The sequence below is a fragment of the Leisingera thetidis genome (assembly GCF_025857195.1).
Taxonomy (GTDB): Bacteria; Pseudomonadota; Alphaproteobacteria; order Rhodobacterales; family Rhodobacteraceae; genus Leisingera; species Leisingera thetidis.
Genome location: NZ_CP109788.1, coordinates 324,826 through 338,359 on the forward strand (window position 1 = coordinate 324,826; position 13,534 = coordinate 338,359).

At 58.2% G+C, this 13,534-nt stretch carries 10 protein-coding genes; 7 read left to right on the forward strand and 3 right to left on the reverse strand.

What is annotated here, in order from left to right:
* Positions 1 to 46: 46 nt before the first annotated feature.
* Both OKQ63_RS26060 and bla read right to left on the reverse strand, forming a co-directional pair.
* Entirely contained in the window at positions 47 to 469 is a 423-nt protein-coding gene (locus tag OKQ63_RS26060) for a tyrosine-type recombinase/integrase (protein WP_286672693.1), read from the reverse strand.
* 530 nt (positions 470 to 999) lie between these two features.
* The gene (bla, locus tag OKQ63_RS22530; protein ID WP_434086068.1) at positions 1,000 to 1,878 is read right to left on the reverse strand and encodes a class A beta-lactamase; all 879 of its coding nucleotides are present in this window, start codon (positions 1,876 to 1,878) and stop codon (positions 1,000 to 1,002) included.
* Between the two features lie 207 nt (positions 1,879 to 2,085).
* Between bla and OKQ63_RS22535 the strand changes: the two genes are divergently transcribed.
* Entirely contained in the window at positions 2,086 to 2,958 is an 873-nt protein-coding gene (locus tag OKQ63_RS22535) for a LysR family transcriptional regulator (protein ID WP_350356314.1), read from the forward strand.
* Between the two features lie 273 nt (positions 2,959 to 3,231).
* A complete protein-coding gene (locus OKQ63_RS22540; protein ID WP_264214082.1) occupies positions 3,232 to 5,475 on the forward strand; it encodes an N-6 DNA methylase in 2,244 nt (747 codons plus the stop codon).
* 588 nt (positions 5,476 to 6,063) lie between these two features.
* On the opposite strand, the gene OKQ63_RS22545 is transcribed toward OKQ63_RS22540, so the two are convergent.
* The gene (locus tag OKQ63_RS22545; protein ID WP_264214083.1) at positions 6,064 to 6,915 is read right to left on the reverse strand and encodes a helix-turn-helix domain-containing protein; all 852 of its coding nucleotides are present in this window, start codon (positions 6,913 to 6,915) and stop codon (positions 6,064 to 6,066) included.
* A gap of 192 nt (positions 6,916 to 7,107) precedes the next feature.
* Here OKQ63_RS22545 and OKQ63_RS22550 point away from each other — a divergent pair, with 192 nt between their 5' ends.
* From OKQ63_RS22550 to OKQ63_RS22570, 5 genes are all read left to right on the forward strand, one after another.
* Entirely contained in the window at positions 7,108 to 8,871 is a 1,764-nt protein-coding gene (locus tag OKQ63_RS22550; RefSeq protein WP_264214272.1) for an adenine deaminase C-terminal domain-containing protein, read from the forward strand.
* 85 nt (positions 8,872 to 8,956) lie between these two features.
* Positions 8,957 to 9,970 carry a BMP family lipoprotein gene (locus OKQ63_RS22555; RefSeq protein ID WP_264214084.1) on the forward strand — a complete coding sequence of 338 codons (1,014 nt, stop codon included), beginning with the start codon at positions 8,957 to 8,959 and terminating at the stop codon, positions 9,968 to 9,970.
* 54 nt (positions 9,971 to 10,024) lie between these two features.
* Positions 10,025 to 11,533 carry an ABC transporter ATP-binding protein gene (locus OKQ63_RS22560; protein ID WP_264214085.1) on the forward strand — a complete coding sequence of 503 codons (1,509 nt, stop codon included), beginning with the start codon at positions 10,025 to 10,027 and terminating at the stop codon, positions 11,531 to 11,533.
* On the forward strand, positions 11,530 to 12,600 hold the full coding sequence (locus OKQ63_RS22565; protein ID WP_264214086.1) for an ABC transporter permease: 1,071 nt from the start codon (positions 11,530 to 11,532) through the stop codon (positions 12,598 to 12,600). Before OKQ63_RS22560 ends, OKQ63_RS22565 begins: the two co-directional genes overlap by 4 nt.
* Positions 12,593 to 13,525, forward strand: a complete 933-nt coding sequence (locus OKQ63_RS22570; RefSeq protein WP_264214087.1) for an ABC transporter permease — start codon at positions 12,593 to 12,595, stop codon at positions 13,523 to 13,525. Before OKQ63_RS22565 ends, OKQ63_RS22570 begins: the two co-directional genes overlap by 8 nt.
* Positions 13,526 to 13,534 lie beyond the last annotated feature (9 nt).

Genomic DNA, 13,534 nt, shown 5'->3' on the forward strand with positions numbered 1-13,534 from the left:
CGCTTCGCCGCGGTCAGGCCGTCCAACGGGCTCTCCACCGCCGGGGTCATGCCCCCTCCCGGCAGATTGCTGCGCAATCGACTGCCGGGTAGTAAATGATCCGGATGCCGACGCCGCGCTCCAGCAGATACGTCGCAAAGCTGTGCCGCAATGTGTGCTGAGTGACCGGCTTGGTGATCCCGACCGCCAGCGCCGCCTGTTTGAACAGCCGCGAGATCTGTCTGGCCGAAAGATGCCGCCCGCAATAGCCGGGAAGGAGCGCGCGATCAGGCCCGGACATCCACGCATTTTGACGCAAGAGCTGGTGAGCCGAACCGTTTCCCACCATGCTGAAAACATATTTGAGGCTTTCCACAATATCCCGCGGCGTGGCTGCAACCGATGGTTCTGCAGCGCAGGAAATCACCCCGGCCGTCGCAGACTCCGGCTCTTTCCGCCCGCCATCCAAGTGCCGCAGGAAACCGGACAACAGCTGCCTGTCCGCGAGGATCTTGTGAAGGGCCGCCGTGGTTGCCGGGTCTGGTGCCGCGGCCATTGAGGAACACAGATCATCTGGTGCGGCCCGGTGCGACGCGCCTGCGGCCGGATACGTGCTGTAGCGTCCGGTCCCTTGCAGCTTGTCCTCAGCAACGGCCCATTGCGCCGCTGCAATCAGCGTCGGACCGGCGACTGGCGTTGCATCAAACTCAGCATTTGACGACCAGCTGCTGGTCCGGCCGGTCTCCAGATCCAGGACATGCGCCCCGAGACGCCCGCCGAGGCTCATTTCTCTCACCTCAAAGGAAAAGCGCGGGATCAGCCCATCGTCATAGGTCCGTGGATACAGCGTTCTGTATCCGTGCGCGGTTGCTCCGGCGTGGGCTGAAATTGCCTGAGCGCAGGCAAGTCCTGCCAGGAAGCCCCGCCGCGTGATTGTTCTCACGATGCTTCTCAAGTTTTGATGTCAGAAAGGAGGGGGGAGGACAGCTGCCAAGTACCGGCCTCCCCTTTTTGCAGTTTCTACCGGGCTTCGATTTCGGCAATCATGGCTGCGCCGATCTCCGAGATCACCTGATTGCGCAGCTCAAAGTCGGCATCGCTTTCGGTGATGTAGACGGCCGCCATGTAGGGGCCGCCGGCCGGCGGTTCAATAAAGGCGACAATGCCGCGGGAGCCGTGGCCGCCTGCACCGGTCTTGTCACCGATAACCCACCCCTCCGGCAGATGGGCCCGGATCAGTGCATCGGCGACCTTGTCGTCTATCATCCATTGGCGCAGTTGGGCCGAGGAGGCAGGCTTGAGGACATCGCCATAGAGCAGGGCCTCAAGCGTTTTTAGAATTCCGGAAGGCATCGCCGTATCCCGCGGGTCCCCCGGCACCGCCTCGTTGAGCTCTGTTTCCCAACGATCAAGACGGCTGGTCTGATCGCCGGTTTCGCGCAGAAAGCTTGTGAGGCCGGCCGGGCCGCCAATCGCGCCAAGCAGCAGATTGGCGGCGGTGTTGTCGCTGAGCGTAACTGTGGCCTCGCAAAGCTCCGTGATTGTCAGGCCGTCAGGCAAGTGCTGTTCGGCAACTGGAGAATAGGTCACCAAGTCACTCTCATCGAAATGAATGCGCCGGTTCAGATCTTCTTCGCCGGCATCAACGCGGGCCAGAACCGCGCCGCAAAGAAGGGACTTGAATGTGCTGTTCATGGGGAAGCGCTCCAGCGGGCGCAGCGCAATTTCCCAATCCGATGAGGTGTCGTGCAGCACGGCACCGATACGCGCATCCAGGCGTTCTTCCCAGGCTGCAACAACAGTTTCCAACCCCTGTGCTGCCATGTCACACGCGGTAGCGAGCGTGATGGCGCTGCCAAGTGCGAATAGCCGCAGCAGTTCGCAGGATTGTTTCTTCATCGGTCTTCTCCGTGTTTTCAGGTTTCAAATAAACGCACTGACTTATCCGCCCCGCAGGGCGAAACGGACGGTCACTTGCGGATCTTCAGAGCGCTGCGGCAGGCGGCGGACACCCCTTGGCATTGCTTCATGTCATGGGGTGCGGGCTATTCGCTTCCAATTTCCAGCGCAAACGACTAATAGTCAGATGCCGCATTAGAAAAAGTAATGGCTATGGACCGCCCGAATATTCCCCTGAACGCTTTGCGCACATTTGAGGTTGCTGCCCGGCAGGGCAGTTTCACAAATGCGGCGGTCGAGCTGTGCGTGACGCAGGCGGCGGTAAGCCATCAGATATTGCGGCTGGAGGACCAGCTTGGCGTCAAACTGTTTCACCGCACGCCGAAAGGGCTGCTGCTGACATCCGAAGCGGAAGCGCTGCTGCCGGTACTGACCTCCAGCTTTGACCGTATCGGCGGCGTTCTGGACCGCTTTCTGGATGGCCGGTATCAGGAGACACTCAATGTTGGCGTCGTGACCACCTTTGCCGTTGGCTGGCTGGTAGACCAACTGCCCGGGTTCGAGCAGCGTTACCCAGGGATCAGCATCCGCCTGTTCACCAACAACAACCGGGTGGACATTGCGCGCGAGGGTCTGGATCTTGCAATCCGTTTTGGCCACGGGCGCTGGCCGGGGCTGACTGCACACCCCTTGATGGAAACCCCGCTTACACCGCTTTGCAGCCCTTTGCTTGCCTCCCGGCTGGCGGGGCCCGATGCGCTGGGACACCAGGTGCTGCTGAGATCTTACCGCTCCGACGAGTGGCCGATCTGGTTTCAGGAAGCGGGTGCAAAATATTCCAAACTCGACGGCCCGGTCTTTGACTCCTCGATCGCCATGGCGGAACTGGCAGCAAAGGGTATGGGCGTGGCTCTATTGCCTTACAGCATGTTTCAGGCGCAGCTGGCCGATGGCCGCCTGACGCGTCCCTTCGAAGTGGAGATCGCAACCGGCAGGTACTGGATTACCCGTCTGGCCTCCAAAGAGGCATCCGCCGCAGCCCTGGCATTTGAAGCCTGGCTTGCAGAGACAGCGCAATGAGTGGCGATAATCGTGTTGCCAGGCAAACGACTGATACCCGGCGGAGGGACTTTCCACTGAGGTCGCGAACCGCACGCTGCTGACGCAAGTGAAGATGCAGCGGAAGCGCAACTATGTTGCGCTGTACCGACATTGGCACGTTGAAAATGCTGCGCTGCACACAAATGGCTTGTCTGTTGAAGCTGCACTGCAGCGACTACTGGGCGGTAAAGGTCGGGAAAGGGCCGTCCGTGCATCGCATATGCGAATTCTCTAAGGGCCGATTTCCTTTGGATGACATCGGGCATCCGAAATGACTATTTCAAGGTGTCTGGTTTCGGCGGGGCCGAGCGGGTCGAGAACCGGCTTGCTGACCTGCCATGGGTGGACCAAAAAGAAGCTTCCCGTGCCAAGTTCAAGAAGGGCGGCATAGACGGTTTCGAGCTGGAAGTCGTCGAAGAGAACGAACTGACCCGGAAATTCAAGCAGGCACACGATGCGCTTTGGGCGGGAGGCAAACGAAATCCATCTGAGGCTTTCGATGAGCTCGACAAGTTGATCTTCTGCAAAATCTGGGACGAGCGTACGCCCCGCAAAGCTGGCGAGCCCTACGACTTTCAGGTCTTTACGGACGACAAAGGCGACGCCCTAAAGAAACGCATTCAGGCGCTGTACCAGAAAGGCCGTGAAAAAGACCCTGAAGTCTTCAAGGAAGACATCAGGCTTTCGAACTCCGAGCTCCAAACCGTGGTCGGCTACTTAGCGGGAACGAACCTCGGGAAGACCGACCTCGACAGCAAGGGCCGGGCTTTTGAGACCTTCATGACCGGATTCTTCCGGGGTGAATTTGGCCAGTACTTCACCCCCAGGAACATCGTAAAGTTCATTGTCGATGCTCTGCCCATCGGGAACGAAGACAAAGTGCTTGATACCTCGTGCGGCAGTGGCGGCTTTCTACTTCATGCGCTTGACAAGGTGCGACGCGAAGCGGACCGGATGGCAGAAGAAGGCTACTTTGAACCGACCTCGGTCCAACACCACAAGCATTGGCACGACTTCGCCGAGAACAACCTCTACGGCATAGAAATATCCGAAGGTATCGCCCGCACGGCCAAAATGAACATGATCATCCATGACGACGGGCACACCAACGTCATCGCCTTTGACGGGCTGGAACCGATCGGCACCATGCGGGAGCGGACCAAGAACCAAGGCTTCAAAGCCGACCAGTTCGATTTCATCATCACGAACCCGCCCTTCGGCGCAAAGGTGAAGCTGAGCGAGAAGCGCTATCTTGAAGACTACGATCTCGGCAGCAAGGATATCGACTGGATTGACGCCAAGCTGAAGAACGCCACCGTCAAGCAAAAGAAGGTGGGCGATGATGACTTGACGCGCTATGAGATCACCGTGCCCGAAGGCCAGCAGCTTTTCAAAAGGATCGACGGCAACCACCGTTTGAGTGCCTTCGAGGCTATGGACGATGCCGGGCTCGACCGCTATGCCGCGCCCTTCTGTCTGGTATTCTTCGGGTCCGTTAAAGATGCCCGTCGAAACGAAAAGGCGCTCTTCCACAACATCAACTCCAAGGCCCTGCCTTTGACCTCAGAAGAGGTTTTCAAGGGTATCGTCGATTCGCCGGAAGATTTCTCCGACACCGACCTGAGCGATCGCTTCGGGGCGGAGTATCTCCAATGCCGCCAACTCAAAGACAAGCTGGACTTTTCCTACCTGTCCAACCTGAAGAATGTCTTCGGCAAGAGTGATGGGCAGGACGAATGTGTCCGGTCGGTCGTGATCCAATCCTTGCAGGATGTGCGCGGTCAGATTGACCCGAAGACTGAGCTCGATACGGAAGCTGTTTTTGAAGCCATGAAGCGGATCAACGACACCTACAACGACCCGCGCCTGCAATCGTCCACGGCACAGGGCCTGTTCGCAGCCTTCCTCTTTTTCCACCTCACGGAAGACCGTAGCCGCGGCAGCTATGAGCAATTCACCAACTGGGTGCTTCGGACCCACCAGTACGAGTTGCGCTCGATCAACGCGGCTGACCTGATCAAGATCTTCAGCAAGATCGCGCAATCGCGGAAACGGCAGGTGTTCGTTTCAATGCAGTTCAGCGCAGATACTAAGCCCAACTTTGAAGCTATCGAAAGCGCGATCAACGATCTGAACAATAAGCACGACCTCGATATTGCAATAATGCCCATTCGGATTGACCAATTCGACACCGGGTTTTCCTATGAGATCAACGCCGAAATTCTAAGGTTGATCGAGGACTCCGGGCTGTTAATTGCCGACCTCACGCTTGGAAACAAAAACGTCTATCACGAAATCGGCTACCTGATGGGCCTTAACCAAGGCAAAGGCTTGAGCCACGAAAACTTCCTGCTCGTCCACAACGCTTCCATTGGAGATGCAAGAGCAGACATTGGCTTCAACATCTCGGGCATCAAGCAGCTCCGATTGAACGATACGAACGCATTGCGCGAAGCCATCAAGGAGCAGGTTTCGAAGTTCTACGGATTGGGGTGACGCAGTTTTGAGGATTAAGGAACTCTCAGCACCGATTACAGCCTCAAAAGCGGACTGGCTCGCCGGTACAACTTAGCTTGAATTCTTTCCTACAACAGCAGCACGCTAAGGTCCGCTTTCTTGGCTGAGCCATTTCGCCATCGCAACCGCGGCGAATTCACACTTTTCGCCTCTTACCGAGAAAAAGGTAGCTCTCGAGAAACGCCCGTCGAGTCCGGTTCGGGCTGGCTTGAGCCGATCACTGTTGGCTTGGGACAAGCTTGGGCCGGTCTCCCGGCGCTGCGCCGCCGCAAGGCGGCAGTGAACCCACACCGGAAATGCTGAAATTTTGCTGCGCGCTCGCAGAACGAACTACGCCGCGAATGCATCCTTTTCATCGCCGCCGAGAGGCACGAAGAGCGGCCATTCGGGCCAAGCGCAGCGAAGTCTTGATAGGCAGGGAAAATCCGGACCTAAGCCACCGATGCGAATACACGTGCAAAGAGTGTCAAAACATCTTTGCGCCCGCATCAGCCTTCCCAAGATCGGTCATTCAAAGCCAAGCTGCAGGGCGGATTTCAAACCGCCCATGCGCTGCATCACTTCAAATCACTGACCAATCGCTTCATCTGCATCGGGCACTTCTCCACACCATTTCTGAGCGCGTAGTTCACGCGGCGAAAACTGATATCTTTCCTTTATCAGACGAGAAAAGTGGTTTGGTGTCTTGAAGCCGGTCTGATACGCGATCTGACTGATGCGCATGCCGGTGTGCTGGAGCAAATAGGCTCCGCGGCGCACCCGCAGCCGCCACAAATAGTCCAGCGGGTTCTCTCCAAAGGCGGCATTGTACAGCCTGTTCAGATGTTGAGGCGACAATCCTGACACTTTGGCCAGGACGGCAGATGTGACTGGTTCGCTCAGGTGCTCTTCGATGTAACGGCGGACCAGCTGAGCCTGGCGGGGGATGTCAGCCGAGGTTGTCTCCAGGGTCTTGCGTGCCAACAGTTCCTCAAGAACCGCAACGCCCAGAGCGGATGAAAAACTCCGCATCTCCCCGTAGATGCCAGTGGGGATATTTGCGCCTATCTTCATCAGCGAAGCGGCTGCCGGCGAAACCTGCATTGGACCGCAGAAAGGGGCGAAAGCGACAACCCGAGCAGCGTCCAGGCCGCCCGAGATATACTGGCACCACAACACATTGCACATGCTGGCCGGACCGTAGCGGTATTCCAAAGTGTGCCTAGAGGCAACCAACGCGATACCAGGCGAGGACAACTGGAAGGAAGCGCCATCGCTGCGGATTTCGACTTGTCCAGTACGAAGATAGACGGCCTCCATTTGAAAGCCGGTCATGGGCCCAAAGACTTCACCTTCCCGGTAGGTGCTTTCTCCAAAGGCGAAGGTGGCGTCCGGCCCCACCAAGTTCGAAATGGATAAGGTGGCAGATGCGGCGCTCATCTGTGACTCCTCACTGAATCAAGTAATCCGATACTGCATTTGAGGGATCCTCTTGGCAATGGCGGCGCCAAGCAACATAGCCACTTGGTTCATGAATGTTCACTTCAGACAAGCAATCACGATAAGAGATACGTTAATCCCGTTGAGAAAACCACGTCTCTCGCTGACTGTTTATGAAAACGGGAGAACAATATCGTGGAAATCAAAGAACTGATCCGGGCCGGACACGGCGAAGTTAAAGCCGATTTAGTGATAACCAATGGCCAGTTAATCAATGTAGCCTCCTCCGAGATTTATCCGGCGGAAGTTGCGATCAAGAACGGGTATGTCGTGGCGATCGGCGATGTAGATCACTGCAAGGGTCCTGAGACCCGGTTTCACGACGCCGGCGGCCGCTATCTGGCGCCGGGCATGATCGACGGGCATCTGCATGTGGAATGCTCAAAACTGTCGGTCTCCGGCTTTGCTGATCTGGTTGTGCCGTACGGGACAACCTCGATTGTATCCGGGCTGGACCAGATCCTGGTTGTCTCTGGACTCGAGGGTGTGCGCCACTTCTTGGATGAAGCCAACGCGGGGCCCATGACAATCCACTGGGGTGCGCCTTGCAAGACGCCCTACACAATGCCGCGTTCTACCGTGAACCACTATTTCAGCCCCGATGATCACCGCGCCACCCATGACTGGCCGGAGTGCATCGGGATCTGGGAAACCGTGCGTGAGTTCATCCAGGAAGAAGACGATCATGTGATCGAAGCGCTGGAGATCGCCCGCAAGAACAAATTGCCGGTGTTCGGCTGCTCACCGATGTGCAAGGGTTCCAAACTGGCTGGCTACGCCAGCGCAGGTATCCGGCTGGATCATGAAAGCTATGAGGTAACCGAGGCGCTGGAGAAGCTGCGCAATGGCTTGTTCATCCTGATCCGCGAAAGCTCGATCAGCCATTTCCTGGAAGAAAACATTCAGCTGGCCACCAAACACGCGCCGGAAGCGGCGCACCGGGTCAGCTTCTGCACCGACGATGTGGTGGCCACGGATGTCCTGAAACGCGGGCATCTGGACAATATGGTCCGAATGGCGATCCGCGCCGGGGTGGAGCCGATGGAAGCCATTCAGATGGCCACCATCAACAGCGCTGTCGCCTGCCAGATCGACCATAAGGTCGGCCTGATCGCGCCGGGCCGCCAAGCGGATATCGTGCTGGTAGACAGTCCGCAGAGCTTCAACGTTCAACAGGTCATCGCCAAGGGCAAGTTTGTGGCGCAGGACCTCAAGATGCTGGAACCCGTGGCCCGTCCGGAACGCCCGGAGTTCCTGACCGAGACCATGAAAGTCGCTCCCGTCTCCCCTGCCGAGCTGCGGGTCCGCACGGATGAGGATGCAGTCAAAGTTCTGTCAATGAACATGTCAACGGAAGTGCCTTTTGTACGCAACCGGCGTGAGGCGGTACTGCGGGCCAGTGACGGCGTTGTGCTGCCGGATACCGAACAGGATGTGCTCTATGTCAGCGTAGTCGAACGCTATGGCAAGACCACTAACAAGCCGGTCGCCTTTGTTTCGGGATTTGGTCTGAAATACGGAGCCATGGCCACCTCCACCGCGCCGGATGACAACAACATCGTCTGCATCGGAACCAATCCTGAGGACATGGCCGCGGCGATCAATTGGGTGATCGAAAAAGGCGGCGGACAAGCTTTTGTCAAAGACGGTGAAGTGACCGTAGGCCTGGAACTTCCGATTGGGGGGATCGTCTCGGATATCGACCCCGTTGAAATGGCCGCCAAGGAAGAGGCATTGGACGCGGCTGCTCGTGAGGCAGGCTGCCGGCTGGAGTGGCCCTTCATGAACATGTTCGTCCTGTCCATCACCGCCATTCCGGAATTTGCGATCACTGATCTTGGTGCCGTCGACTGCGTAGCGCTCAAGACCTTCGATCCGGTTCTGGAACCGGCCTGATCTCGGCCGCGGCCCGAACTTGCGGAGGAGAGGGCAAGGACGGGCCGCAGCCAGCGAAGAAATGACAACACGGGAGGAAGAACCTATGAACATTCGCAAACACGCTGCCATTGCTGCCTTGTCGATTGCCGCAGCGGCGGGAAGTGCCACCGCCGAAGAACCAACGGAGCTGGGCATCGGCCTGATCCTGGCCACTGGCCCAGAGGCGGCCTGGGACGCCACTTTGCTGCGCGACCTGGAAGGGGTGGTGGAATCCGCTCCGCACGGCCTTGATATCTCTTACAAGAATATCAACGGGAAATGGGGTGAAGACGCTGGCGATGCAATGGAGCTGCTGGCCAAATCGGGCCGCTACCAAATCATCTGGGCGCACAGCAGCTACTCCGACCAGGTCAAGGCACTGCAGGAGAAGTATCCGGAAATTCTGTTTGTCCTGGTGGGGGCCGGGAACGAAGGTTTGGGCGGCAACGCCTATTGGGTTTACAAGCGCGCGCACGAGCCCTCCTACCTACTTGGCGTGCTGGCTGGCCGACTAACCGAGAACAATGTTGTCGGTGTAGTCGGCCAGTTCCCTTCCGAAGACGTGAACGACCAGATCAACAGCTTCTTTGCAGGTGCCCGCTCGGTAAACCCGGAGGTCCAGCGCAAAGTCGCCTTTATTGAAAGCTGGTACGATCCGGCCAAGGCCGAACAGTTTACCAACGCACAAATTGCCGCCGGGGCGGATCTGACATTCCAAATGGTCGAAAGCTTCGAGACCTGTGAAAAATCCAGCATCATGTGTTTTGGCAACTATGTCGATCACGGTGAGACTTCGCCGGACTCGGTCGTTGCCAGTGCGCTGATCTCCTGGACCGAAGACATCAACTGGGTCATCGGTGAATGGTACAACTATGCCGCCAATGGCACACCTTATGACGGCAACACCTCCGAGAAATGGGTCCCTATGGCCGACGGCGGCAGCGCTCTGTCCAGCTTCCACGCTTATGAGGACAAGTTGTCCGCCGAGCTGAAGGAGGAGATTGCCACCTTATCCGCGCAAATCGCCTCAGGCGAATTGGCGATCCCTGTCGATCTGTCACTGCCCGCTTCCGACTGACCGATACCCCGGCTTCCCGCCGCGCGGGAAGCCGGCTTACCCAGGATTCTGACGATGCCCATACCGACCATAGAAGCCCGCGGGCTTTGCAAAAGTTTTGGCCCGGTCCGCGCCAACCATGACATTAGCTTTTCTGTGCACGCCGGGGAACTACTGTGCCTCTTTGGCGAGAACGGCGCCGGGAAATCAACGCTTTCGGCCTGTCTGACCGGCCTGTTCCCGCCGGACAAAGGCGAGATTATCTACAAGGGCGCACCGCTCAAGATGAGCTCGGCTGCCGATGCTATTCGCGCAGGGATAGGGCTGGTTCATCAGCACTTTGTGCTGGTGCCGGACTTCACCGTGCTGGAGAACATTGTCATCGGATCGGAAAAGCGGCTGGTGGTTAACTACGGCGAGGCGGAAGCCAAGCTTCGGCAGATCTGTGAGACCTACGGCATCGATATCGACCCCAATGCGCTGGTGCGGGACCTTTCGGTAGGCGAGCAGCAATGGGCCGAACTGCTGAAGGCGCTATATTTTGATGCTGACCTGCTGATCCTGGACGAACCGACCGCCACGCTCGACATCGAGAACTCCAAAAAGCTGTTCCGTATCATCGAAAAGCTCAAGGCAGATGGCGCGGCGCTTATCCTGATCTCGCATTTCCTTGACGAGGTGATGCAGTCTGACCGGGTGGCCGTTCTTCGCCAGGGGGAGGTGGCCGGCATCCGCTCCACTTCTGAGACCTCCCCCGAAGAGCTGACCAGGATGATGGTTGGACGCGATTTGGAGCCGAAGGTACGGCAGGCCTCTCCTGTCGGCCCGGCACGGCTGATGCTCGAGAATGTCACTGTTGGTCAGAAGGGGCAGAAGCCGGAACTGAGCAATATTTCGCTAACAATCCATCAAGGCGAGATCTTCGGGATCGCCGGCGTTGCCGGCAATGGCCAGAACCCGCTGATGGAGGTGATCGCCGGGGTGCGCGTACCTGCTTCCGGGCGGATCACTCTGGATGGGGCCGAGATTAGCGGCTTAAATGCTCGCGTCATTAAAGACATGGGGCTGGGGCACATCCCCGACGACCGCTTTGTCGAAGGGCTGGTGCCAGAACTCTCGATCGAGGAGAACCTGATCCTAGGCGATCACCGCGGTTTCTATGCCCGCGGCGGGCTGCTTGATTTCCCCAAGATGCGTATGAGCGCGGAGCGGATGATCAGGGAATACCAGATCTCGGCCCCCTCCGCGGAAACTCCTACAGGGAACCTGTCGGGCGGTAACGCCCAGAGGGTGATCCTGGCCAGGGAAAAGCGGCTTGCGACACGAGTGCTGCTCGCCAACCAGCCGACACGCGGGCTGGATGTAGGTGTCATCGAATACATCCACACCAAACTTCTGGAGAAGCGCGCTGAAGGCGTTGCGGTGCTGATTGCCTCTTCCGAATTGGAAGACTTGATGAACCTTTGCGACCGGATCGGAGTGCTGTTTCAGGGCCGCCTAATGGGGATCGTCGAGGCCGGAAAAACCAATCTCGAAGAAATCGGCCTGCTGATGGCAGGCCAAGCGATGGAGGAGGCCGCATGATCACCATTACCCCCCGCACATCCGCAGGCTGGCAGGCGCAGCTTGCAGCCTATGTTCTGGCGCTGCTCCTGGGCTTTGGCGCTTCGGCCCTGCTGATAACCGCAAGCGGCGCCAGCGTTTCCGAAGGGTTTGGTGCGCTTTACGAAGGCGCCTTTGGCAGCTGGGAGGCAGTGCTGCAAAGCTTGGTTGCAGCGACGCCGCTGATATTTACTGGCCTGGCTACCGTGATTGCCTTCCGGGCTGAGATCTGGAGTATCGGCCAGGAAGGGCAAATGTTTGCCGGTGCCATGTGCGGCTATTGGGCCAGTCTGTATCTGGGCGGCGCCCCGTGGCTGATCGCAATTCCAATTATCATCCTGGCCGCGATGGTCGGCGGCGGCGCTCTCGGCGGGCTGTGCGGCTGGCTGAAGACCCGATTCAGTGTCAATGAGATCATCTCAACCGTGATGCTGAACTATGTGGTCGTCTATCTGCTCTCGTATTTGCTGGCAGGCGGGCCGTGGACTGCAGAAGGTTCCACCTCTTACCACCAGACGCCGGTGTTTGATGAAAACTTCCACCTGCCGCTTTTGGTCGGCAGTGTGAAGCTGCATATCGGTTTCCCGCTCGCCCTGGCCGCGGCCGCGGTGTGCTGGGTGATCATCAAGAAAACGCCGCTGGGCTTTGAGATCCGCGCCCTTGGCTTCAACCCCACCGCGCTGCGGTTCAAGGGCGTAAACGTCACCCGCACCGTGCTGATTGTCATGTGCCTCAGCGGTGCGTTGTCAGCGCTGGCAGGGGTTTCCGAGATCTTTGGCGTCAACTACCGTTTGCGCGGCGATGTGATGGCAGGCCTTGGCTTTACCGGCATCATCGTCGGCATGATTGGTGGGCTGAACCCCATTGGCGCAGTGATCGCAGCGCTCTTGTTCGGCGCCTTGGCCAACGGTTCACTGTACATGAGCGTGCTGTCCGACATCCCTCCGTCTCTGGTGCCTGCAATGCAGGGCATCCTGCTGCTTTTCTTCCTCAGCGCATCAGTTCTGGTCCGTTACTCAATCAGCATTGTGAGGCCTGTTCATGTCTGAGCTGCTTGCCCCCGATATCCTTATGTCGATCATAACCGCCGCTATGGGTGTGGCCACGGTGATCCTGCTGGCCGCTCTGGGCGAATTGGTAACCGAACGCTCAGGCATCTGGAACATGGGTGTCGAAGGAACCATGCTTTTCGGCTGCCTGATCGCCTATCTGGTAATGGCGGAAACCGGCTCTCCCGTCCTTGCAGCCATGGTGGCAATGGCCTCCGGGCTGGCGGCCGGATTGCTGATCGGCGTCATGACCGTAACCCTGCGAGTAGATCACTTTGTCACCGGTCTTGGCTTCAATCTTCTGGCCAGCGGCCTGACACTGTTCTGGTTCCGCAGCTATGTGGGCGGCGGCAAACCGCCCGGTTATTCGACAATCAATGAGTTTCCGGTGCCGCTTTTGTCTGACATTCCAGTGATCGGTCCGATCCTGTTTGACCAGCACCTGCTGACCTACGCCGCTTTCCTGAGCGTACCCTTCATCGCGTTCTTCCTGCGGCGGACTACCTACGGGTTGGAAACTCGCGCCGCGGGCGAAAACCCGCAGTTCTTGGAGGCCAAAGGCCTGTCGGTAGCGACCCGCCAGTACAGCGCGCTGCTGTTCGGTTCGGCGTTGACTGCCCTAGGTGGCGCCTTCCTGATGATGGCCTTTGCGGATCAGTTCCGCCCGGACATCTCCGGCGGCCGGGGCTGGCTGGCTATTGTGGCGGTCATTGCCGGCAACTGGCGCCCGGTCCGCACCATGATCGCGGTGCTGATCTTTGCCTTCCTGGACAGTGTTGCAGTCCATGCGCAAGGCGTTGGTGTCGACATTCCTTATCAGTTCTTCCTGATGCTGCCTTACGTGGCCTCGATCTTGCTGCTGGTGATGATCCGCAGCCGCTCAGGCCAGCCTGCAAAACTTGGCGTCCCCTATCTCAAGCACTAATGACAGGAG